Origin of the sequence: Aureibaculum sp. 2308TA14-22, from assembly GCF_040538665.1 — a bacterium.
Lineage (GTDB): Bacteria > Bacteroidota > Bacteroidia > Flavobacteriales > Flavobacteriaceae > Aureibaculum.
Genome location: NZ_JBEWXT010000001.1, coordinates 716,406 through 739,724, shown reverse-complemented (window position 1 = coordinate 739,724; position 23,319 = coordinate 716,406). Strand labels below are relative to the sequence as shown.

Annotated in this window: 23 protein-coding genes; 14 read left to right on the top strand and 9 right to left on the bottom strand. The window is 32.6% G+C overall.

Features of this window, described 5'->3' with window-relative positions:
• Positions 1 to 6 precede the first annotated feature (6 nt).
• On the bottom strand, positions 7 to 1,935 hold the full coding sequence (gene htpG / locus U5A88_RS03325; protein WP_354203758.1) for a molecular chaperone HtpG: 1,929 nt from the start codon (positions 1,933 to 1,935) through the stop codon (positions 7 to 9).
• Between the two features lie 154 nt (positions 1,936 to 2,089).
• Between htpG and U5A88_RS03320 the strand changes: the two genes are divergently transcribed.
• Both U5A88_RS03320 and U5A88_RS03315 read left to right on the top strand, forming a co-directional pair.
• Positions 2,090 to 3,094, top strand: coding sequence for a 3-oxoacyl-ACP synthase III family protein (locus tag U5A88_RS03320; RefSeq protein WP_354203756.1), 1,005 nt, complete (start codon positions 2,090 to 2,092; stop codon positions 3,092 to 3,094).
• Positions 3,095 to 3,165: 71 nt separating this feature from the next.
• Positions 3,166 to 3,840, top strand: a complete 675-nt coding sequence (locus tag U5A88_RS03315; protein ID WP_354203754.1) for a DUF6090 family protein — start codon at positions 3,166 to 3,168, stop codon at positions 3,838 to 3,840.
• Here U5A88_RS03315 and U5A88_RS03310 read toward each other — a convergent pair.
• The 4 genes from U5A88_RS03310 to U5A88_RS03295 form a co-directional block, all read right to left on the bottom strand.
• Positions 3,837 to 5,837: a DUF349 domain-containing protein gene (locus U5A88_RS03310; protein WP_354203753.1), complete on the bottom strand. Its 2,001-nt coding sequence runs from the start codon at positions 5,835 to 5,837 to the stop codon at positions 3,837 to 3,839. The two genes, U5A88_RS03315 and U5A88_RS03310, sit on opposite strands and share 4 nt — an antisense overlap.
• 130 nt (positions 5,838 to 5,967) lie before the next feature.
• Positions 5,968 to 6,714 carry a shikimate dehydrogenase family protein gene (locus U5A88_RS03305; protein ID WP_354203751.1) on the bottom strand — a complete coding sequence of 249 codons (747 nt, stop codon included), beginning with the start codon at positions 6,712 to 6,714 and terminating at the stop codon, positions 5,968 to 5,970.
• The gene (locus tag U5A88_RS03300; RefSeq protein ID WP_354203750.1) at positions 6,671 to 7,702 is read right to left on the bottom strand and encodes a DUF368 domain-containing protein; all 1,032 of its coding nucleotides are present in this window, start codon (positions 7,700 to 7,702) and stop codon (positions 6,671 to 6,673) included. The genes U5A88_RS03305 and U5A88_RS03300 overlap by 44 nt, the downstream gene beginning before the upstream one ends.
• Positions 7,703 to 8,626, bottom strand: coding sequence for a DUF368 domain-containing protein (locus tag U5A88_RS03295; RefSeq protein WP_354203748.1), 924 nt, complete (start codon positions 8,624 to 8,626; stop codon positions 7,703 to 7,705).
• A 119-nt stretch (positions 8,627 to 8,745) separates the two neighbouring features.
• Here U5A88_RS03295 and U5A88_RS03290 point away from each other — a divergent pair, with 119 nt between their 5' ends.
• From U5A88_RS03290 to U5A88_RS03280, 3 genes are read left to right on the top strand one after another with little or no spacing between them, the layout of a single operon-like run.
• Entirely contained in the window at positions 8,746 to 9,468 is a 723-nt protein-coding gene (locus tag U5A88_RS03290; protein WP_354203746.1) for a glycosyltransferase family 2 protein, read from the top strand.
• Positions 9,465 to 10,103, top strand: a complete 639-nt coding sequence (locus U5A88_RS03285; protein ID WP_354203744.1) for a lipid-A-disaccharide synthase N-terminal domain-containing protein — start codon at positions 9,465 to 9,467, stop codon at positions 10,101 to 10,103. The genes U5A88_RS03290 and U5A88_RS03285 overlap by 4 nt, the downstream gene beginning before the upstream one ends.
• Positions 10,100 to 11,719, top strand: a complete 1,620-nt coding sequence (locus U5A88_RS03280) for an ArnT family glycosyltransferase (RefSeq protein WP_354203742.1) — start codon at positions 10,100 to 10,102, stop codon at positions 11,717 to 11,719. Before U5A88_RS03285 ends, U5A88_RS03280 begins: the two co-directional genes overlap by 4 nt.
• Before the next feature lie 5 nt (positions 11,720 to 11,724).
• Here the strand turns inward: U5A88_RS03280 and U5A88_RS03275 are convergent, their stop codons facing one another.
• Entirely contained in the window at positions 11,725 to 13,107 is a 1,383-nt protein-coding gene (locus U5A88_RS03275; RefSeq protein WP_354203740.1) for a tetratricopeptide repeat protein, read from the bottom strand.
• Positions 13,108 to 13,268: 161 nt separating this feature from the next.
• Here U5A88_RS03275 and pyrR point away from each other — a divergent pair, with 161 nt between their 5' ends.
• Genes pyrR through U5A88_RS03250 form a run of 5 tightly spaced genes read left to right on the top strand, consistent with a single transcriptional unit; the run spans position 13,269 to position 16,425 of the window.
• Complete coding sequence (pyrR, locus tag U5A88_RS03270; protein ID WP_354203738.1) at positions 13,269 to 13,811, top strand: bifunctional pyr operon transcriptional regulator/uracil phosphoribosyltransferase PyrR; 543 nt, start codon at positions 13,269 to 13,271, stop codon at positions 13,809 to 13,811.
• Position 13,812: 1 nt separating this feature from the next.
• Entirely contained in the window at positions 13,813 to 14,742 is a 930-nt protein-coding gene (locus tag U5A88_RS03265) for an aspartate carbamoyltransferase catalytic subunit (RefSeq protein ID WP_354203737.1), read from the top strand.
• On the top strand, positions 14,739 to 15,071 hold the full coding sequence (locus tag U5A88_RS03260) for a ribonuclease Z (RefSeq protein ID WP_354203735.1): 333 nt from the start codon (positions 14,739 to 14,741) through the stop codon (positions 15,069 to 15,071). Before U5A88_RS03265 ends, U5A88_RS03260 begins: the two co-directional genes overlap by 4 nt.
• Positions 15,072 to 15,115: 44 nt before the next feature.
• Entirely contained in the window at positions 15,116 to 15,472 is a 357-nt protein-coding gene (locus U5A88_RS03255; protein ID WP_354203733.1) for a T9SS type A sorting domain-containing protein, read from the top strand.
• Positions 15,469 to 16,425, top strand: coding sequence for a ribonuclease Z (locus U5A88_RS03250; RefSeq protein ID WP_354203732.1), 957 nt, complete (start codon positions 15,469 to 15,471; stop codon positions 16,423 to 16,425). Before U5A88_RS03255 ends, U5A88_RS03250 begins: the two co-directional genes overlap by 4 nt.
• On the opposite strand, the gene U5A88_RS03245 is transcribed toward U5A88_RS03250, so the two are convergent.
• Entirely contained in the window at positions 16,422 to 16,784 is a 363-nt protein-coding gene (locus U5A88_RS03245; RefSeq protein ID WP_354203730.1) for a CoA-binding protein, read from the bottom strand. The genes U5A88_RS03250 and U5A88_RS03245 overlap by 4 nt on opposite strands.
• Positions 16,785 to 16,953: 169 nt before the next feature.
• On the opposite strand from U5A88_RS03245, the gene U5A88_RS03240 reads away from it, so the two are divergent.
• From U5A88_RS03240 to U5A88_RS03225, 4 genes are all read left to right on the top strand, one after another.
• Positions 16,954 to 18,579 carry an alanine/glycine:cation symporter family protein gene (locus U5A88_RS03240; RefSeq protein WP_354203728.1) on the top strand — a complete coding sequence of 542 codons (1,626 nt, stop codon included), beginning with the start codon at positions 16,954 to 16,956 and terminating at the stop codon, positions 18,577 to 18,579.
• A gap of 19 nt (positions 18,580 to 18,598) precedes the next feature.
• Positions 18,599 to 19,516: a ComEA family DNA-binding protein gene (locus U5A88_RS03235; RefSeq protein WP_354203726.1), complete on the top strand. Its 918-nt coding sequence runs from the start codon at positions 18,599 to 18,601 to the stop codon at positions 19,514 to 19,516.
• 69 nt (positions 19,517 to 19,585) lie between these two features.
• Positions 19,586 to 20,725: an acyl-CoA dehydrogenase family protein gene (locus U5A88_RS03230; protein WP_354208123.1), complete on the top strand. Its 1,140-nt coding sequence runs from the start codon at positions 19,586 to 19,588 to the stop codon at positions 20,723 to 20,725.
• Between the two features lie 80 nt (positions 20,726 to 20,805).
• On the top strand, positions 20,806 to 21,366 hold the full coding sequence (locus U5A88_RS03225) for a pentapeptide repeat-containing protein (protein ID WP_354203724.1): 561 nt from the start codon (positions 20,806 to 20,808) through the stop codon (positions 21,364 to 21,366).
• Positions 21,367 to 21,381: 15 nt separating this feature from the next.
• Here U5A88_RS03225 and U5A88_RS03220 read toward each other — a convergent pair whose 3' ends face one another.
• Together U5A88_RS03220 and U5A88_RS03215 are read right to left on the bottom strand one after the other, a co-directional pair.
• Positions 21,382 to 21,864 (bottom strand): DUF3592 domain-containing protein, encoded by a 483-nt coding sequence (locus tag U5A88_RS03220; protein WP_354203723.1) that lies wholly within the window; start codon positions 21,862 to 21,864, stop codon positions 21,382 to 21,384.
• Between the two features lie 8 nt (positions 21,865 to 21,872).
• Positions 21,873 to 23,288, bottom strand: coding sequence for a CCA tRNA nucleotidyltransferase (locus U5A88_RS03215; protein WP_354203721.1), 1,416 nt, complete (start codon positions 23,286 to 23,288; stop codon positions 21,873 to 21,875).
• Positions 23,289 to 23,319: the final 31 nt, after the last annotated feature.

Sequence of the window (23,319 nt, the reverse complement as noted above, 5' to 3'; positions counted from 1 at the left end):
ACCTATTTATTTCATAAGGTCGAAACTACGTTTGATAAAACTGGTCAAATCTTTACCTTTTAATAGGTTTTGAGACAGTTTTGCCAAGTCTAAGGCCTGATTTACATATTCTTCTTTTTTCCCTTTGGCTTTTAAGATTTTCTGCATCAAGTCATTATTGGTATTCACCACCAAATTGTACATTTCAGGGAAATTACTCATTCCCATCATGCCACCACCTCCAGTTTGGCTCATCTCTTTCATTCTACGCATAAATTCAGGAATGGTTATCACAAACGGATTGGCTTTAGAGTCTAAAGCTTCCAATTGTACCGTGTATTTTTCTTTAGGTACAATCCCCTCAACAATTTCTTTTAGCTTAGTCTTTTCTTCATCAGATAATTTAGAAATTTGTTCTTCGTCTTTTTTGATAAGGTTATCAATAAAATCAGAATCTACTCTAGCAAATTTTATTGGCTGCTTTTCAGCTGACAATTCAGAGTTTTCACCTTCAATTTTTTGGATTAAATGAGAAACTATGGGCGAATCCAACAACAACACTTCATATCCTTTTTCTTTAGCTTCTTGAATATAACTATGCTGTTCGTCTGCATTTGTGGCATATAATAAAACGATATTTTTGTCCTTATCCGTCTGTCCAGGTTTTACTTTTTCAATTAATTCATCAAAAGTAAAGTAGTTATCGTCAACTGTTGGGAACAATGCAAACTTTTGGGCTTTTTCATAGAATTTAGGCTCAGAAAGCATTCCGTATTCAATTACGATCTTAATGTCGTTCCATTTCTTTTCAAAAGCTTCTCGATCGTTTTTAAACAACGATTGCAATTTATCCGCTACTTTTTTTGTGATATAGCTCGAAATCTTTTTTACAGCTCCATCTGCCTGCAAATAACTACGCGAAACGTTTAGCGGAATATCTGGTGAATCAATTACACCACGTAACATTTGTAGAAAATCAGGTACGATTCCTTCCACGTTATCGGTTACAAATACCTGATTTTGATACAATTGGATTCTGTCCTTTTGGACATCTAAATTGGTCGTCAATTTAGGAAAGTACAAAATACCTGTTAAATTAAATGGATAATCGACATTTAAGTGGATGTTGAACAAGGGCTCTTCAAACTGCATTGGGTACAATTCTCTGTAAAAAGAGCTGTAATCTTCATTTTTTAATTCTGCTGGTTGTTTTGTCCAAGCTGGGTTTGGATTGTTGATTATATTATCAACTGTTATCTGTTTGTGAGGCTCAGTAGTTTCTTTACCATCTTTATCTTTTGTTGTTTTGGGTTCAAAATCTGGATCGTTAATTTCTTTCGTTCCAAATTTTATTGGCACAGGCATAAACTTGTTGTACTTTAACAACAATTCCCTGATTCTGTGTTCTTCCAAAAATTCTGTAGAATCCTCAGCCATATGTAAGATGATTTCTGTACCTCTATCCTTTTTCTTGGCTTTGGTTAAAGTGAATTCAGGAGAACCATCACAAACCCAAAGCATAGCATCTTCTTTTTCGACATGTGATTTAGTAATAATTTCTACTTTTTCTGCCACCATAAAAGCGGAATAAAAACCAAGTCCAAAATGACCGATAATTCCAGAATCTTTGGCAGAATCTTTATACTTTTCTAAAAACTCTTCAGCACCAGAAAAAGCAACTTCGTTAATATATTTCTCAACTTCTTCCTTGGTCATTCCCACTCCTTGGTCGATGATATGGAGTTTTTTTCCGTCTTTATCAATCTTGACTTCAATTTGAGGATTGCCATAATCAACCTTAGTTTCACCAATAGTAGAAAGGTGTTTTAACTTTAAAGTTGCGTCTGTTGCATTAGATATTAATTCGCGTAAAAAGATTTCATGATCTGAATACAAGAATTTTTTAATTAGTGGAAATATGTTTTCAACTGAAACATTAATAGTTCCTTTTGCCATAATATATTAAGTTTAAATTATTTTAAAATATAAACAACACTAGTCAAAAAAAATACCAAGCTGATTAAAATGACAAGATGGCAGAATTTAAAAGCCAATTTACAAATCATAAATCTTTCCTATCTTGCATAATTATATATTTAAAATTTATAGCATGTACAATTCAAAAATAACGGGACTTGGTTTTTACGTACCAGATAATGTGGTAACCAATGATGACCTTTCAAAAATTATGGATACCAATGATGAGTGGATTCAAGAACGAACAGGCATTAAAGAACGCCGTTGGATTCCTGAAAATAGCGATGAAACCTCTGCAACAATGGGTGCAAAAGCAGCCAAGATCGCTATTGAGCGTGCAGGTTTGACCAAAGATGATATTGACTTTATAGTATTTGCCACCTTAAGTCCCGATTATTATTTTCCTGGGTGTGGCGTTCAAATCCAAGATATGTTAGACATGCCAACTATTGGAGCTTTAGATATTAGAAATCAGTGTTCGGGGTTTATTTATGCCCTTTCAACTGCCGATCAGTTTATTAAAACTGGGATGTATAAAAACATATTGGTCATTGGAGCAGAATACCATTCTAACGGATTAGACAAAACTACACGTGGCCGTGGTGTTTCAGTTATTTTTGGCGACGGTGCGGGAGCTTGTGTATTATCAAGAACTGAAGACAACAACAAGGGTATTCTATCCTCTCATTTGCATAGTGAAGGTCAATATGCGGAAAAGTTAGTCGTAAAATCACCTAGTATTAAACATTGGGTTCCAGAAATTTTAGCTTCTGATGAGGAAGACACCTCTTACTTTCCATATATGGACGGTACTTTTGTCTTTAAAAACGCCGTAGTTCGTTTTAGCGAAGTAATTATGGAAGGTTTAAAAACTAATAAGTTGGCTCCAACGGATATTGATATCCTTATCCCACATCAAGCTAATTTGCGTATTGCTCAATTTATTCAAAAGAAGTTCCAGTTAGAAGACAATCAGGTGTTTAATAATATTATGAAGTACGGTAATACAACAGCAGCTTCAATAATTATTGCATTGACCGAAGCTCATGAAAAAGGGAAAATAAAAGATAATGATCTTGTCGTTTTGGCCGCTTTTGGAAGCGGATTTACTTGGGGAAGTGTGATTATGAGATGGTAGTGGTAGTGGTAGTGTCTAAATTTCCAAAAATCAAATTCAAAATTCCAACAAAGTATTATTAAGAATAATCTATGTCAAAATTTTTTAGAAGCAAATTACCAAAAACTATTACCTATTTTTTAGGTGAAATACTGATTGTGGTATTGGGTATTTTTATTGCGGTTCAGTTAAATAATTGGAATGAAAACATAAAGGATAGAAAGGAAGAGAAAAAATCATTAGAACTATTATTAAATGAGTTAAATTATGAAAAATTTACAGTTGACTATTCTGACAAAGAATTAAAGAAAAGTATCGCATATTTAACGCAAATTAAAAACGGTAATTACTCAAAAATTGATTCCTTAACAAACAAACTTGATAATGAATATATAAAACAAAAAATTAATTCTTCGTATATCAACATGAAATTTAGCGGTAAGCTAAACCTAATAAGCAATGATACTTTAAAGAGCATCATTGCACGACATTATGAAATATATTATGAGTATTTTGGCAATTTTGAAAAGTCACAAAGAGCATTTATTCATAATAATGTTAGGCCTTATATTTTAAAAGAATTGAATTTATCATCAGATAGTATTTCTGACAATTTAAAAATTATTGAAAAATTAAAAGATCAAGAATTACAAAATCTTATCAGCTACCAAATTGACGCATTAACATCTATAGATAAGGCGTTGGATCCTTCTTATCTTGAGCAAACCATTCAATATGTAGAAAAAGAATTAGCCAAATTCGATTAATATTCCAACTTAGTTATATAGTCTAACTTAGTTTTCCAAATTTCTAATTGTTGATTGTAATTTTCAATATTATCTTGCACCCCTCTTAATAGGGGGCTATCGGAATCAGCATTTGCAAAAAAGCCCATATTATTTTCCAATTGCTGAATTTCTCGGGTAACTTCATCAATTTTTTTTCTGACAAATTGCTGTTCGTTTTCCAGTTTTCGGTGGTTTTTAGTTTCTAGATAATTATTTACCATGTTTTTGAACTTGAGCATGGCAATTTCTTTCTCGTTCAAATCCAATTTACTATAAAGTGAATTTAGCGTTTTATTAAACTTCACTTCTATATGGTTCATATTATGCGGTAAACGCTCCAATTTATTCCAATCTTCTATATAAGAATTGATAACATCTAACCCTAATGATTCATTTTTATTTGCCTGATTTTTAAGATTTTCAAGCAATTCTTTTTTCTTATTAAAAGCTTCTACTTGTTCCTTATTAGCTTCATCTTGTTTACCATGAAGTCTATCAAAATAATGGTTGCAAGCATTTTTAAATTGTTTCCAGATTTTATCGGAATATTTTCGAGGCACATGACCAATGGTTTTCCATTCGGCCTGAATTTGCTTCATAATATCCGTTGTAGCATCAAAATCTTCACTATCTTTTAAAGATTCTGCTTTTTCAACCAAGGCATTTTTCTTTTTAAGATTTTCGTGTTGCTCACTTTTTACATTTTTATAATATGCATTCTTTTGCCTATTAAATTTACGTGTGGACTCTTTAAATTCTTTCCAAATCTTATCATTTACACTTCTGGGCACTTTTCCTATTTTGAAAAACTGTTGCCTCAACTCTTCCAATTCCTTGATTTTCTGCTGCCAAAACTTATGAGAACCTTTACTGTCATCTTCTGTTAAATTGGAAATCTTATCAATAACGGCTCTTTTCTTATCTACATTTTCTTCATACTTAGATTCCAATACTTTTTGATGCTCATGTCTTTTCTCGTGAATTTTTTTTGTGGCATTACTAAAACGTTCCCATATTCCTTCACGATGCTCTCTACCCACTGGCCCCACTTCTTCTTTCCACAATCTATGTAATACCTGAAGTTCTTTAAAAGCAGCGTTTAAATCGGTCATCTCCGCTAATTGCTCCGCTCGTTCCGCTAGTTTTATTTTTTCTTCTAAATTATGTTTAAAATCTAGGTCTCGCAAATCGTTACTTAAATGCAACAGATCGTAAAATCGTTCTACATGGTGTTCATAGGTACGCCAAGTGTCATTGTACTGTGCACTAGGAATCCTTCCAATAGCACGCCATTTATCTTGTAGCTCTTTAAAAAGACCATACATTGTAGATGGTTCAGCAGTATCAATAAGTTCTTTTAATTCTTCAATTAGAGCCAAACGTTTTACTAAATTTTCTTTTTGCTCACTTGCTTTATTTGCATAATAAGCTTCTCTTTTCGTTTTATACTCAAAAAGTAAATCGTTATAGGTAGATTTTATCGGAGTGCTATAATAGAAGTCAATCTCATTACCCCCATCTGCTAAAAAAGTTTCTTTTTTTTCTACTAACAGTTGACCGAATTTTTTATTGAAATTCTTTTTTATAGCCTCAACATCACTTTTAATATCGGTAATTGTCCCAGATTTAAGCAATTTTTGAAGCTCTTTTACCAACCCCTCCAAATCTAATTTCTCGTAGTTTACTTTTTGCTCAACTACTTCCTTATCTTCAGATGATTTAGATACAGACTCATCAACCAGAGCAGTATTATTCTCGCTAACATCAGATTTATCCTCATTAACTTCGGATGAGTTTGCTAATGTTGAATCAGTATTTTCTTCTGTATTGGAACTATCAGACTGTTCATTTTCTTCTTCCGAATGCTTATCAGCAATATCTTCTGTTTTTAATTTATCAACATTTTCTGCAATAACATCCGTAGGCTTTATTGTTGAATTCTCGCTCTCTATACTATTTGGCTTGTTGTCTAACATTATTTTTAATGTTTAAGGGTTCCTCTTTTAAAACTAAAAGTCTTTAAAGATAGTAATAGCATTAACACAATGCAAACTATTTTAAATATGATGCAACTCTATTTATTTGGTTGCGTAAAGAAGAAAGAACTTACAAATTCCAAATAGTCCAAGCTTTTTCTGCTTGTAGTTCCAACATTTTTAACCCGTTTATAATTGTTGCTCCATTTGCTTCACCCTTAGTTAAAAATGTAGTTTTTTCAGGATTGTAAATTAAATCGAACAACAGATACTGTTCAGTAATATATTGATATGGAAGATCAGGACACTTATCTACATTAGGATAAGTACCCAGTGGGGTACTATTGATAATTACCGTGTAATTACCGATTAATTTTTTAGTGATGTCTTGATAAGATATTTGTTTGTTTTTAGGTGTTCGGGAAACTACTAAATAATCAATATGCATTTTTTTAAGTACAAATAATATGGCCTTTGATGCACCACCAGTACCCAATACCAAAGCCTTTTTATGATGCGATTTTAAAAATGGCTTCAAGGACTCTTCAAATCCATAATAGTCTGTATTGTGGCCAATCAACTGGTTTTCATTTGTAATTTTAATAGTATTTACCGCTCCTATTTCTTTGGCAACACCATCAACCTTATCTAAAAATTGCATAATTTTTTCTTTGTAAGGTATTGTTACGTTAAACCCACTTACTTCTTCTAGATTAATTTGAGAAAAATCTTCAATAGTTTGCAAATCAAAATTTACATATCGATGATTTTCCAACTTTAATTCTTGAAATTTTTTAGTAAAATAATGTCTGGAAAACGAATAGGATATATCTTTACCTATTAATCCGAACTTTCTTTCTTTTTGCATTTTTTCCATAAAAATCTATCAATAAAACAATTGCAACTCCCAACATAATAAAAGCAATGGCTATCCAAGTTTCTGTTTCTGTAATCTTAGGAATAAATCGTTTATAGTTTTGTATAATCTTTTCTCCTTTAGAGTCTAATAAAAAATTTCCATTATCCAATTTATACACAGCACGTTTCCATGGCCATACTATACCTAAAGAACCACTTATAAATCCAATTATAATAGCAGTTACCAACTGGTGCCAACGTTTTAAAACATAAGCTAATATTTGTGAGGTAAACACCAAGCCAAAAGCCGATCCAGCACCAAAAACAGCTACAATTTTTAAATATCTAACCCTAATCGTATCTTTTAAAAATTCAAAATTGCCTTGAAAAATATCGATAATGGTTTTATATAACATATTTACCGAATCGACCAAAAGGAGTACATAATTGCCCAATAATATCAGAATAAACGAGCCCGACAACCCTGGAAGCGTCATACCAGTTACACCAATTATTCCACAAAAAAACACAAAAAACAAATTGTCATTTTCTTTGGCAGGATTCATAAAACTGATGGCTATACCAACCACAATGCCCGAAATAATACCTATAATATTTTGAGTTGACCAATCTTTAAATTGCTTACTTATATAATAAATTGAGCCGATTATCATCCCAAAAAAAGTACTCCAAACGTATAGTTCGTAATTCTTTATAAAATAATCAAGTACCTGAGAAACACTGAAGTAACTAAATATACTGCCGGCAAAAATCAAGATTAAAAATTGGGCATTGGTATAGTTGTAAAAACTCTTAAAACGACCGTTAAATAGTAATTTGAATGCTTTGGCATTCACTTTTTGGAGAGAATAGATTAATTCCTCATAAAATCCGCCCACAAAAGCAACTATACCTCCCGAAACACCGGGTACCTTATTGGCAGCCCCCATTGCTAGTCCTTTTAAAAAAAGGAAGAATTTATCTGAAACGGTTCGTTCTTTAGCCATTTAAGCAACCTTTACATTCGAGAATTTTTCCAGTCCATAAATTACTGCAATTCCAATTATTGCTAAAACACAAGCCCAAACCAATTGTGGATCGCCTTCAAAACTAAAAGGTGAAATACTTTTTTCTTCCAAAATTTTTAACTTACCATGAATCATTTCCGATGAAATCACCTCTTTCCAAGGCCAAATTTTATTTAAAGAACCAGCTATAAAGCCCGTTAAAACGGACAACGTTATACTTTTATATTTATCAAAAAGCCATTTTAACACCCTCGAAAAAGTCAATAGCCCAACAATTGCTCCGCACCCAACAATAAAAAGTGTTTTTAAATCTCTTTCGTCCAGAGCATCGATTACAGGTTTGTAAGCTCCTAACAACAACAAAATAAAACTGCCTGAAATACCAGGTAAAATCATAGCACAAATAGCCAATGCACCAGATAAAAACAAAAACCAGATGGGTGTATTGTAGGTGGCCGTTACAGGTAAAATAGTTATATAATAGGCTATTACTGCACCTATTAATAACATTATAACTTTTACAACATTCCAATTTTTTATTTGTTTTCCCACAAAAAATACACTCGCCAACACCAATCCAAAAAAGAAAGACCATAATAAAATTGGCTCATTCTCTAATAAGTACTTAATAAGTTTAGCCAATGAAAGAATACTAATACCAATTCCAAGTAAAAGAGCAATTAAAAAATTGCCATTAATTGATTTCCATGCTGCCTTTACGCCTTCCTTTCTTAAGGTTTTAACAGCATTAAAATTTACACTATTTATGGTCTCTAATAATTCTTCATAAATACCTGATATAAAGGCGATTGTTCCTCCAGAAACTCCTGGAACAACATCAGCTGCTCCCATTGCAATACCTTTAAATGTAATAGCCAAATAGTCTTTTAAACTTCTCTTCATCTATAAATAAAATTAGCCTCAAATATAGTTAAATTGTTTATAGGTATTTCTTTAAAAATGTACTCAAACTAGTTTTCAAATATTTGTACATTTGCACACTATCTAAAACCAATAGCCAAATGAATTATAGAATGACCATTATCATTCCCGTTTTTAATGAAATTGACAATTTAGATAGAATTCACAGCACGTTTACAGACTATTTTTCAAAGAGCAAAACCAAAAGCAAAGTGCTTTTTGTAGATGATGGATCAACTGATGGCAGTTTTAATAAAATTGTTGAAATCTGTAATACTAATTCTGATTTCGAATACTTAAAGTTTAAAGAAAATTGCGGATTAAGTGCTGCCATTAAAGCTGGAATTGACCATATTGACACTGAATTAATTGGGTATATTGACGCCGATTTACAGACCACACCGTATGACTTTGACATGCTATTGGCAGATATTGACAATTACCAAGCGGTAATTGGCTTTAGAGGTAAAAGAAAGGATACGTTGAACAAAAAAATACAATCACTAATTGCAAACAGTATAAGACGTGGATTGATAAACGATGGTATTATTGACACAGGTTGCCCTCTAAAGGTAATTCATACCGATGTAGCCAAAAAAATTCCATTTTTTAAAGGAATGCACCGCTTTATTCCTGCATTGATTTTATTACAAAACGGAAAAATAAAACAACTAAAAGTACAGCATTTTGAACGTATTGCAGGGCAATCTAAATTCAATATTTTTAATAGATCATTAAAAGCTTTACGCGATACTTTTGGGTATAGATGGATGCGTAGACGCTACATCAACTACACCATAGAAAAGTCAAAAATTGGCTCATGAGTGAGTGGCTTTCATACAAATACTTTGTTTATGTCATTGGTTTTTCGGCTCAAATCTTGTTTTCCGCAAGATTGTTATTACAATGGATTCAATCCGAAAGGGTAAAAAAAGTATTAACCCCTGAGTTATTTTGGCAATTGAGCCTAATTGCTTCTTTTTTATTGTTTATTTATGGTTGGTTACGTGATGATTTTGCCATTATGCTTGGACAATCTTTGACTTATTTTATTTACATCCGGAATATGCAATTGCAAGGTTCTTGGAAAAAATTGCCAAAAATTTTACGAGGTTTTTTATTGGCTTTTCCTTTTTTAATTGCTGTTTATTCTTTTAACAATAATCAAATAGATGTAGAACGTTTATTCCGCAATGAAGATATTCCTCTTAAATTGTTAATTTGGGGTAGCATTGGACAAATTATTTTTACCTTAAGGTTTGTATATCAATGGATTTATTCCGAACGCAAAAAGGAATCCTCTCTACCCTTTGGGTTTTGGATGCTCAGCCTTATCGGTTCCTTAATGATTTTAAGCTATGCAGTAATTAGAAAGGATCCTGTTTTATTCATCGGACAATTATTTGGTTTTATAATCTATAGTAGAAATATATACATACTTCTAAAGCACCAAAAATGAAGAATACTTTCAATTTCAATATCTTTTTAGCTATTGCTGCTATTGCACTGTTAATTAACATAGGATCTTATGGCGTTATTGAGAGTAGCGATGCTAGGTATGCGGAAATTGGTAGGGCAATGTATGTTTCTGGCGATTATGTGCATCCTAATCTGTTGGATGTACACCATTATCATAAACCTCCGCTAACCTATCAAATTACGGCATTAGGCTATCAAATATTTGGTATAAACCCTTTTGGAGCTCGCTTTTTTTTACAATTGGCTGTTTTATTACAGCTAGTTTTGGTTTACAGATTAACAATATTATTATTTGACAATAAAAAGACTGCTCTATGGGCAGCCATGATATATTTTAGTTTTCCATTGGTTTTAATTTCATCACGGAATTTAACTACCGATGCCTTTTTGGCAACTTTTGCCTTATTAAGTATCTTCAGCTGGGTCAAATATCGTAAAACAGGGTTTCTAAAATGGCTCTATTTTTTTACCATAAGTTTGGGGCTTGGTTTTTTAACAAAAGGTCCGGTAATTTTTATTGTACCCATAATTTTTATCCTGTTTTATAACCGTACAGAATCCCCAAAAAGAAATTTTTCTATCCATCATATTTTGGCTTGGGTAATGTTTTTAGTCATTGCCTCATCATGGTTTATCCATTTAGGAATTCAGAATCCTACTTTTGTCGATTATTTTTTAGGGAAACAAACCGCAGACCGATTCTCTAAAAATGCGTTTGGGAGGACTGAGCCTTTTTGGTATTTTTTAGCATTTGCACCCTTAGTAGGTTTACCCTGGTTTTTGGCATTACTCTATTTAATAAAAGAGCAAAAAAATAGGTTCAAGTTTAAAACATTGCATTTTACCATGCTAATGGCGGTGGTTATCCCATTAATTTTCTTTTCTATTTCTTCATCAAAGCGTATTCTTTATATTTTACCTTTATATAGTGTTTTGGCAATATTAACTGCTCATTTATTTTCTAAAATTGAAATTGAAAAAGTAAAAATAGTCAATGCTATTGTACTCGGTTTTTCAGGATTGATACTGATTGCTTTTGTAGTTGCCCCTTTTGTAGAGTTTGGGCTTGACTTCCCTTATTATTTGGCTATTGCAAGTCTAACAGTGGCGGTACTAACAATTATAATTTACAAATCAAAATCAATTGAAACAAAGTCTAAACCTGTATTTACATCCTTATTAATTGCTTTATTATTACTGATCAGTAGCTCTGTGATTTTTTCAAAAAATGAATTGAATGTTAATGGAGCGAAGCCTATTACCGAGTTTATAAAACAAGAAAACTTAAACGACAGGGATATTTTGGTTTACAACACCAGAAAACCATCTATCGCTTTTGGGCTTAACAAATCCATAATTTCACTTTACAATGGCGACGAATCCTTAAACCGGGAAACCCAATTTGAAGAAGATTTTGATTGGAAAAATTATCTAATTAACATGGAAGATGAATCTGAAATAAACTATTTAAAGCAGGTTATTGAAAAACCGACGGTTTTACTTCTTTATAAAAAGCAATTGCCAATAGAATTAAATTGGCTAAAAAGAAAATATAACTCCAAAAAAACAATGGAAAAGTGGACAATTTATTACTAATTAAGCTAAGAAGTTGCAATTAAAATTTTTACTGCTTCAAGTTCAAAAACAGAAGGGTAAACATCTTTGATTACATGGTGATAATCGTAATCTAATTTTAATGCTTTTTCTAGTAATTTCAACCCTAATTTTTCTTGTTGTGTAAGCATATATAATCCTGCCAGTCTATACTCAATTTCAGCAAAGTCATCGTATAGCTTTTGAGCCTTTAACAATACCTTTATAGCATCTTCAAACTCGCCTATAAAGTGCAAAACATCGGTCAAAGCAATAAAAATATCCAGGGCATAATCTTCCAAATCCAAACATTTCTGAAAGCCTTTGGTTGCTTCTTCAAAGAAATTCAACTTTAGGTTGATTTCTGCATAACGCATCCAGTAAATGGAATTGTTTTCGTCAATCAACAATGCTTTGTTTATAAAATATAACGCCTTTTGATAATTTTCGGTTTTAATATATAAATTGGTAAGGGCCAACCAACCTTTATCTAATAACGGATCTTCTTTTACCGTAATATTATAATATTTTAAAGCTTGTTTTGTTTTGCCCATTTGCTCATAACAATGGGCAATTCTAAGGTAGGCGAATGAAGTACCATCTTCTAAATTAATAGTTAGTTGATAGTTAGCTATTGCTTCCTCGTAACGTTTAAGTTCTTCTAAGGTTTTGGCTTTTTCGAGATATGCACCAATAAAATACTCATCAATTAAAATAGAATAGTCAAAAGCGTTCAAGGCTTCTAAAAAATTCTCGACCATATAATATTGCCGACCCAATTGATGCCAAGCAATTTCACTATAGGGATCTTTTTCAATATAATCGATTAAATAGTCGATAGCTTCTTTATGCTTATCTTGCATATCAAAGCAATAAATTACATTGTATAATGAAGAATAATCATCAAATTCAACATCTAAACATTTTGCAAAATTCAATCTGGCAGTGTCAAAATCCTCTAAATACAAATACTCCATACCTATCATTGAATAAATATCTGCTTCGTCTTCGGTACATAAAAGTGCTTGATTTAAAGCAATAATTGCTTCTTTATGCTTGTCTTTTTTTGATAACAATGTAGCTTTATGAAGAAATACCTGATCGTTTTGCGGTTCCAGCTCTTCCAGCTCATTTAACAATTGTTCCGCTTTGTTCAATTTATCTTCGTACAAAAACACTTCAACACAAGCCAATTTTAAAGCTATAGAAGCAGGGTGTTGTCTCAAGCCCAAGTCTAAGGCTTTTTTAGCTAAAGACATTTTACCTACATTCATATAATGTATAATAATTTCTTCAAATTCGGTTGAATCGAAAAAATATACACTATTGGTTTTTAACATGGATTCAAATTTTGATAATGGAATTTCATCATCATTTTGAAAAGAGTGCATATAATCAGGTTTTCTTACGAATTTAAAATTAATGCAATCTCTTTTTTTATTAAGCTGATAGCCCAAATGTTGTTAACAAATTAATTAACACGTTATAAACCGTTTTATTTATTAAAAAAAGATGTATTTTTGCACTACAATCAAAGGTTTGCACTGCTATAATGGCAAAGAAGACATTACTTAACGCTAAAGATATTCACATTATCCTTCATCGCTTGGCATGTCAACTTATTGAAAACCATAACGATTTTAAGAATACTGTTTTGATTGGTCTCCAGCCCAGAGGTATTTTTCTTGCCAAAAGATTAACTGAAATTTTACAGAAGGATTATAACATTTCAAATATAAAACTCGGCCAGTTGGACATTACGTTTTATCGTGACGATTTTAGACGAAGAGACGCACCTTTGGCTGCTAGTAATACAACAATTGATTTTATTGTAGAGGATAAAAATGTAGTTATTATTGATGATGTGCTATTTTCTGGAAGAAGTGTTAGATCTGCTTTGACTGCACTTCAATCTTTCGGAAGGCCTGAATCTATTGAGCTATTGGTATTGATCGACAGGAGATTTAGTCGTCATTTACCAATTCAACCGAATTATAAAGGCAGACAAGTTGATGTTATCAATTCAGAAAAAGTAAAAGTTTCTTGGCTAGAAAATGATAAAAAAGATGCCGTTTATTTATTAAGCAATAATTAAAATGAAAGCGTTAAGCACAGACCATTTATTAGGAATCAAATATCTTAAAAAAGAAGATATTGATCTAATTTTTGAAACTGCAGACCATTTTAAAGAAGTGATTAATAGACCCATAAAGAAAGTACCTTCGTTAAGAGATATTACCATTGCCAATTTGTTTTTTGAAAACAGTACTAGAACAAAATTGTCTTTTGAACTGGCCGAAAAAAGACTTTCGGCAGATATAATTAATTTTTCTGCAAGTCAGTCCTCGGTAAAAAAAGGAGAAACATTAATAGATACCGTAAATAATATCCTTTCTATGAAAGTTGATATTGTTATAATGCGGCATCCAAATGTTGGTGCGGGCGTTTTTTTATCAAAACACGTAGATGCAAGAATTATAAATGCAGGTGACGGAGCACATGAACATCCAACACAGGCCTTATTGGACAGTTATTCGATTAAAGAAGAATTAGGTACTGTCAAAGGAAAAAAAGTTGTAATCATCGGCGATATTTTGCACTCAAGAGTTGCGTTGTCAAATATTTTCGCTTTACAACTACAAGGTGCAAAAGTTAAAGTTTGTGGTCCAACAACATTAATTCCAAAACACATTACAAGTTTAGGCGTAGAAGTTGAAACCAATCTGAAAAAAGCGTTGGCTTGGTGCGATGTTGCTAATGTTTTGCGTGTACAGCACGAACGGATGGATATTAATTATTTTCCATCAATTAGAGAGTATACACAGCTTTTTGGTATTAACAAAGAACTATTGAACAGCCTTGGCAAGAAAATTGTGATAATGCACCCAGGTCCGATAAATAGAGGTGTTGAAATTACGAGTGATGTTGCGGACTCAAATCAGTCCATTATTTTAAATCAGGTAGAAAACGGAGTAGCCATTAGAATGGCAGTTATCTATTTATTAGCACAACAAATAAAAAAATGAGTATAGAAAAAACGGATTTAGCAACTGTTTTCAGAAATGAAAAATTATCATTTGATGATTTTTTTTCGGATTTCTCAAAAAAATATATTAATTTTAAAAACGAGAATATTATTCTTGATTTTTCTATGACTAAAGGGGTAGATATAGAAAATATCTTATTATTTTTGCCAATTGTAGAACAGCATAGAAATAATGGCATGTCTTTTGTTATTATTTTAAATGAGATTGAGGCAGACAACTTCCCCGACGAAATAATTGCTGTACCTACACTAGTTGAAGCTAGGGATATAGTAGAAATGGAAAATATTGAAAGAGATTTAGGATTTTAATCCTAAACATTACACTAAATTATGGGAAAAACTTTAAATAGCTTATGGTAAAAAAACTACTCTTATTTATTTTATTGGTTTCATTTTCTTCAGCGGTTGTAGCACAACAGCAAGAAAAAAGCGGCTCTACCCCAGATTCGGTTACTGTCGTAAAAGAAATTGTTGCCTCACCAAATCCTTTTAGCGTTACAACGAAAATTAAATTCAAAGCAGTTGCTGTTTTTGAAATAGAATTTTCGGTAAAAGACCTAATAGGCAATGTGGTATATTCACAAAAATACACCACTAAAGTTGGTGCCAATTCTATTCCGTTCTACCGAGACAAGCTAGATTCAGGAATTTATATTTATTCAATTAAAACCAATACCGAAATTAAATCGAAACGGATTGTTATTAAATGAGTATAAGCTTGACCATATTAGGTTGCCATTCGGCTACGCCGAGAACTTTTGCTCATCCAACGTCACAGTATTTAGAAATTAATAATAGGCGGTTTTTAATTGATTGTGGTGAAGGGACACAGGTGCAACTTAGAAAGTACAAAATCAAGTTCTCTACTATAGACAACATTTTTATCTCACATTTACACGGAGATCATTTTTTTGGTTTAATTGGGCTTATTTCAACCTTTGGACTTTTAAATCGTAAAAACGATTTGCATATTTATGCTCCAATTGGACTCAAGGAAATTATAACCTTACAATTGCGGACAAGCAATTCTTGGCCACAGTTTGACATTGTCTATCATGAACTTCAAAGCGATAAAAGCGAACTTATTTTTGAAGACGATGAGGTGGAAGTATATACTATTCCTCTAGAGCATCGCGTTTATACCAATGGTTTTTTATTTAAAGAAAAAATCGGGGAACGAAAACTGAATATTGAAGCAATTAAAGAAAATTCTGAAATTGAAATTTGCGATTATCAAAACTTAAAAGATGGTAAAGATTTTATAAAAGATGATGGGCAAGTTATTGAAAACCATAAACTTACATTTAATCCTAATAAATCTTTGAGCTATGCTTTTTGTAGCGACACCGTTTACAAGCCAGAGATTACTTCAATAATAAAAAATGTGGACTTGCTTTACCATGAAGCTACTTTTTTAAAGGACAGGCAAGAAACCGCACTTACCACTAAACACTCTACTGCTGAAGAAGCTGGCAAAATTGCAAGAAAAGCGAATGTGGGACAATTGATACTTGGTCATTATTCGAGTAGATATAATGATATTGAACTTTTTAAACAAGAAGCTAAAACTGTTTTCGAAAATGTAATTCTTGCTAAAGCAGGTAAGATAATTAAAATAGACAGTAAAGTACCTGATGAATTGATAATTGCTCATCAAAATTAATACTCATCTATCGACAGTAAGACTAACGTACAAGCTATTTCTGCTTCAATATTGTTTTTATTTAGCAATTTGACAAGCTCTGGATTTTCTGTACCCGGATTAAAAATAACACGCTTGGGTTGTAATGAAATAATATAATCGTAATACTCCGCTTGTCGTTCAGGGTTCAAATACAATGTAACAGTGTCAATATCTTTGTATGGAGGTTTACCGGTTTCAATTCTCACTATACCAATTAACCCCTGCTTTGAGCCTATTGCTTTAACCTCATAATTCTTATCAAGTAATCTTTTTATCGCTATGTAAGCGTATCTGCTGGGTTTGATTGAAGCACCTATTACTAATGTTTTTTTACTCATAGTTATTTTTGACGTATAGTTTTAAAATTACGGTAAAAGGTAATCATTTTTTATGATTTTAAAAAACAATAAAGTAAGATTAATTCAATATTTAGTCACAAAACTTTCATTAACTCCATTTTTTTTATGATATTGCAACATAAAAATTAAAAAATCAACTCCTTTTATTATGAATAAAAAGTTACTAAGTTTACTATTATTTCTGACTCCAATAGCAATATTTGCCCAAGAAAAAGGGCTAGACGAACGTATTAACGATTGGTTTATGCCCAAGGCCGTTTGGTGGGAAAATTTGGTTTTAACTACCGTACCCATTGGTGAATACAATGTCCCTTTTGTGGTAATCCTTTTAGTGTTGGGTGCTTCATTTTTTACTATCTATTTTAAATTTCCAAGTATTACTAAATTTCCATTAGCCATTAATACGGTTAGAGGAAAATATGATGAAATTGAAAATAGAGGTGTCGAAAAAACTGACATGGATTTAGTTGACGGTGATATACCAAATACAATTAGAGATGAAGGTAATCATGGAGAGGTTTCGCATTTTCAAGCATTGGCAACAGCTGTTTCTGGTACAGTTGGTTTAGGTAATATAGCTGGTGTTGCAGTAGCAATTGCACTAGGTGGTCCAGGTGCAACTTTCTGGATGATAGTTTGTGGTTTGATAGGAATGTCAACAAAATTTGTGGAGTGTACCCTTGGTGTAAAATATAGAGATGTAGATGCTGATGGAACTGTACACGGTGGACCAATGTATTACTTATCAAAAGCACTTAAAGAAAAGAAAATGGGTGGTTTAGGAAAAGTACTCGGTGGTCTTTTTGCTATCTTATGTGTTGGTGCTTCTTTTGGTGGTGGTAATGCTTTCCAATCTAATCAAGCAACAGTACAACTTTCTTCATTAATGGGACTTGAAGGTGGAGCTACAGGATTTATTATAGGAATTATCTTAGCAGTTCTTGTAGGTATTGTAATTATTGGTGGTATTAAAAGAATTGCTAGTATTACGGAAAAAATTGTTCCCTTTATGGCGGGTATATATGTATTGGCCGCTTTAATTATAATATTTGCTAACTATCAATATATTGATGATGCCTTTGGATTAATTTTTAATGGTGCATTCACACCAATGGCTGGTGTAGGTGGTTTTATTGGAGTACTTATTGTTGGTTTTCAGCGTGCTGCTTTTTCAAATGAAGCTGGTGCTGGTTCTGCAGCGATTGCTCACTCGGCCGTTAAAACTAATTATGCAGCTTCGGAAGGTGTTGTTGCTCTTTTAGAACCTTTTATTGATACTGTTGTTATTTGTACAATGACAGCATTAGTAATTATCTTTTTTAATATTGATGGGGCTAACATGCAAAGTGTTTTTGCCTATGGTGCTGTTGATGGTAGTAATGTAATTTTAAATGGTACGGGTGAAAGCTTAGGGGGTGTTGATTTAACATCTAGAGCTTTTGATGCCGTTATACCTCACTTTTCTTATGTACTAACCATTGCCATTGTATTATTTGCATTTTCTACAATGATATCTTGGTCCTATTACGGATTGCAATCATGGAAGTATCTTTTTGGAAAAGGTAAAACTGCTGATATTGTTTACAAAATATTATTCTTAGTATTTGTTGTTATTGGTGCTGCTGCTACTTTAGATGCCGTTATAAAATTCTCTGATGCAATGATATTAGCTTTAGTTTTTCCAAATATGATTGGACTATTACTGCTGTTCCCTAGAGTAAAAGAAGAATTGAAAAAGTATGTAGGTGCAATAAAAGCTGATAAGGCTAGTTAATTTATAAAATCAAGTAAATATGAAATCCCATTTCTGGTTTAATAAAAGCCAACGGAATGGGATTTTCTTTTTGGCCTTAATCATTATTCTCTTGCAACTTATTTATTTTTTTGTCATTCCAATGCTTGGAAATGATACTGCTCCCAATGAAATTGAAATCAGTAAAATACAAGAAAAGATTGATTCTTTAAAGCAAATTAAGATAGTAGAGAATGAGGAAAAATCAATTCCAAAAATTTACCCATTCAACCCAAGTTTTATAACCGATTTTAAAGGCTATCAGTTAGGTATGACCACTGAAGAAATCGATAGGATTTTAAAACACAGGGCTGATGGAAAATTTGTAAACTCCGCAAAAGAGTTTCAAGAAATCACAAAAATTTCGGACAGTTTATTGGATGTAATTTCTCCGTATTTTAAATTTCCAGATTGGGTAACAAACCCTAAAAAGAACTCAAAAAAATGGGAGAATAATATGTTTCAGGCTCAAGAAAAAAGTAATAAACCGACAACTAAAGCACCTGAAAAACCAGTTGAAATTCGCGATTTGAACACAGCTACTGCAGAAGAATTACAATCTATTAATGGAATAGGTGAAAAGCTGTCGCAACGTATTGTTAGCTATAGAACCAAGTTAGGCGGATTTTCAATAAACCAACAATTGTACGAAGTGTATTATCTGGATAAAGAAATAGCCGATAAAGTGTTGGCAAAATATAAAGTACTTTCCAACCCAACTATCAAAAAAATAAATGTAAATACCGCCTCTTTCAAAGAAGTACTATCAATCATTTACATTGATTACGAGTTAACAAAAAAGATATTTGAATATCGTGACGAAGTTGCTGAAATTCAATCGTTGGAAGAACTCAAAAAAATACCCGACTTTCCCTTAGATAAATTTGATAGAATAGCGTTATATTTGGAAGCTCGTTAATCGGTTTTAGATAGACGTTTATTGAATCCCGATTAAACAGTTAAACAATTACACGATTATACTTTTATGATGAATTTTGAATATTCTGAAGAACAAAAACATATAGCTGAAGCAGCCAAAGAATTTGCTGAGAAATATATCCGTCCATATATAATGGAATGGGACGAGGCTCAAACCTTTCCTATTTCCCTATTTAAAAAAGCGGGTGAAATGGGCTTTATGAGCGTTTTTATTCCCGAAGAGTACGGTGGGTCAGGTTTTGGCTACCATGAATACATTGCCATAATCGAAGAAATCTCCAAGGTAGATCCTTCTATTGGTTTATCGGTTGCCGCACATAATTCACTGTGCAGTGGCCATATTTATTATTTTGGTAACGAAGCCCAAAAGAAAAAGTGGTTGCCCAAATTAGCTTCAGCCGAATGGATTGGTGCATGGGGACTTACCGAACACAATACAGGCTCTGATGCCGGCGGCATGAACACTACCGCAACCAAAGATGGCGATTATTACGTACTAAACGGAGCAAAAAACTTTATAACACACGGTATTAGCGGAGATGTAGCCGTAGTAATTGCCAGAACTGGCGAAAAAGGAGATAGCCACGGAATGTCAGCCTTTGTTATAGAAAAAGGTACAAAAGGGTTTACATCGGGTAAAAAAGAAGATAAATTAGGTATGCGAGCTTCAGAAACCGCAGAACTTATTTTTGACAATTGTCGTGTACACAAAGACAAATTGTTGGGCAATGAGGGTGATGGATTTATACAGGCCTTAAAAGTGTTGGATGGAGGTAGAATATCAATCGGAGCTTTAAGCTTAGGCATTGCCAAAGGATCTTATGAAGCCTCCTTAAAATACTCAAAAGAACGTGTTCAGTTTGGAAAGCCCATAAGCAAGTTTCAGGGCATTTCTTTTAAATTAGCAGATATGGCCACGGAAATAGAAGCCTCAGAACTCCTGTTACATAAAGCGGCTTCGTTAAAAAATGCAGGAAAAAGTGTTACAACAGCTGGTGCTATGGCAAAAATGTACGCTTCGGAAGTGTGTGTAAAAGCTGCCAATGAAGCGGTTCAAATTCATGGTGGTTATGGTTACAGCAAAGAATTTCCGGTAGAAAAATTTTATAGAGATTCAAAACTTTGTACTATTGGCGAAGGCACCACAGAAATTCAAAAGGTGGTTATTGCGAGGAATATATTGAAATAGTGCTGTTAAATTGTGGATTTATTCAATTGTGTAGTTGTTGAAGATTTAAGTTCATAAAGTTTTTATTTAAAAAATGACGAATGATTGAGAATAAAACTTTCAAAAAAGTAAATTACACCAAAGAACCCTTACCGAAAGACGAATATGTAGCGTGTACATTTAGAGATTGTATTTTTAGTTATTCCGATTTATCATCAATTACGTTTGAAGATTGCGAATTTTTTGATTGCGATTTAAGTTCCGCTAAAATTTACGATACCGTTTTTAATGAAGTGCAGTTTAAAAACTGTAAATTATTGGGTTTGGCCTTTGATAAAGCTGATAAGTTTACCTGTATGGTGAGTTTTGAAGGCTGTCAATTAAACTTCTCCTCTTTCTATAACCGAACATTCCGAAACCCAAAATTTATTGATTGTAACTTACAAGAAGTTGATTTTACACAAGCCGATGTAAGCGATGGGAATTTTAGCAATTGCAACTTTGAAAATGCAATTTTTGACCAAACCAATATTGAAAGAGCTGATTTTACTACAGCCTATAATTATGCCCTAAACCCTGAACAAAACTATATTAAAGGAGCTAAATTTTCTAATGATGGGCTAATTGGGTTATTACAGCAGTATGGGATTGTGGTGGAGTAAGTTTATTTTTATGAACTACCAAAACATAAAAAATAATCCTCCTAAAATGCTCAATAAAGAATAAGAAAGTAAAATAGTTATTGGTGTTTTTTGAACTAGAAATGCTTTCTCAATTTCTTTCGGATTATAATATACTTTAACTTCTTTGCCTATTATATACTTTTCAGCTAAGCTTTTTTTAAATTTATTGGTTAAAAACCACTTATTAAAATTCAAATAATATAATCTATCAGAAACATAAGTACAATTCTCAATTTCGAATTCAAAAATAACTTTGTTCGTGTAGGCTATTTCTGTTGAATCTCCGTAATCATCTAAATCAATTGAATATCGCTTTACTTTTTTCGATAAATTAGAAACTAATATTTTTCCATTAATAGAGTTCCAAGTATTTATTTTGTAATTAATATAAATACTAAGAAATAATAAATACAGGAAAATTATTCCTGTAAGAATGAGTACTGCTCCAATAGTTAATTCAAATAAATTATTGCTCATAAATAATTTTATTGCTCCAACCCCATTTCCCCTGCTTTTTTTAACATAAACTGATACGCCTCATCATACTCATTTTTAATTTCGCCTTCTAAAATGGCTTCTTTTATCGCTTCTTTTAAGGTGCCTATTTCTCGGCACGGTTTTAGGTTAAAGGTTTCCATAATTAGTTCTCCCGTAATGGGCGGTTGAAAATTACGGACTTGGTCGCGTTCTTCAACATCAGCAATTTTTTCGCGTACCCTTTTAAAATTATTGAGGTATTGTTTTTTCTTTTTTGGGTTTTGTGTAGTAATGTCGGCTTCGCAATGGGTCATTAAATCGTCAATGTCTTCGCCAGCATCAAAAATTAAACGTCTAACGGCAGAATCCGTTACATCTTCGGCTAAAATGACTGGTCTAGAACTTAATAACACCAATTTCTGAACGTATTTCATTTTTTCATTCAATGGCATTTTTAAACGTTTAAATAGTTTATACACCATTTTTGAGCCCACAAATTCATGACCGTGAAACGTCCAACCCAGCTTTTTATCAAAACGTTTTGTGGGAGCTTTACCAATATCGTGCAACAGTGCTGTCCATCGTAACCATAGGTTATCGGTATGTTCCGAAATATTATCTACAACCTGCAACGTATGGTAAAAATTGTCTTTATGGCGTTGTCCTTTCTCCTCAGCTACCCCTTTTAAAGCAGTCAGTTCGGGCAAGAAACGCTGTAACAAGTTTGTCTTTTCCAACAATTTAAACCCAATAGAGGGTTTTTTGGATAATAAAATTTTATGCAACTCATCAACAATTCGCTCTTTGGTAATAATGTCGATTCTATGAGCATTTTTAGTAATGGCATTTAAAGAATTTTGCTCAATGGTAAAATTCAGTTGTGTAGCAAATCTAATTGCCCTCATCATCCGTAACGGATCATCGGAATAAGTAATATCAGGATCTAAAGGCGTTTTTATAATTCCGCTTTCCAAATCTTCTGTCCCGTTAAACGGATCTAACAAATCACCATAATTATCTTTATTTAAACTCAATGCCATGGCATTTATGGTAAAATCACGTCGGTTTTGGTCGTCTTGCAAGGTGCCTTCTTCTACCACAGGATTTCTACTCTCTTTGGCATACGATTCTTTGCGTGCACCAACAAATTCCACCTCAACATCTTCAAATCGAAGCATTGCTGTACCATAGGTTTTAAAAATTTGAATTTTTGGATTATTCGGCACTAATTCTGCCACCTTTTTTGCCAGCTCAATACCACTGCCAACAGTAACAATATCTATGTCTTTTGCTCCGCTGTTCCGTTCCAATAAAAAATCACGTACAAAACCACCAATCACGTAGCTCTCCAGACCCAATGATTGGGATGCTTTAGAAATTATTTCAAAAATTTCTGATGTAATGGCGTGTTTATAATTGCTCAATTTCTTTTTTATTTAAATTCATGCAGCAATA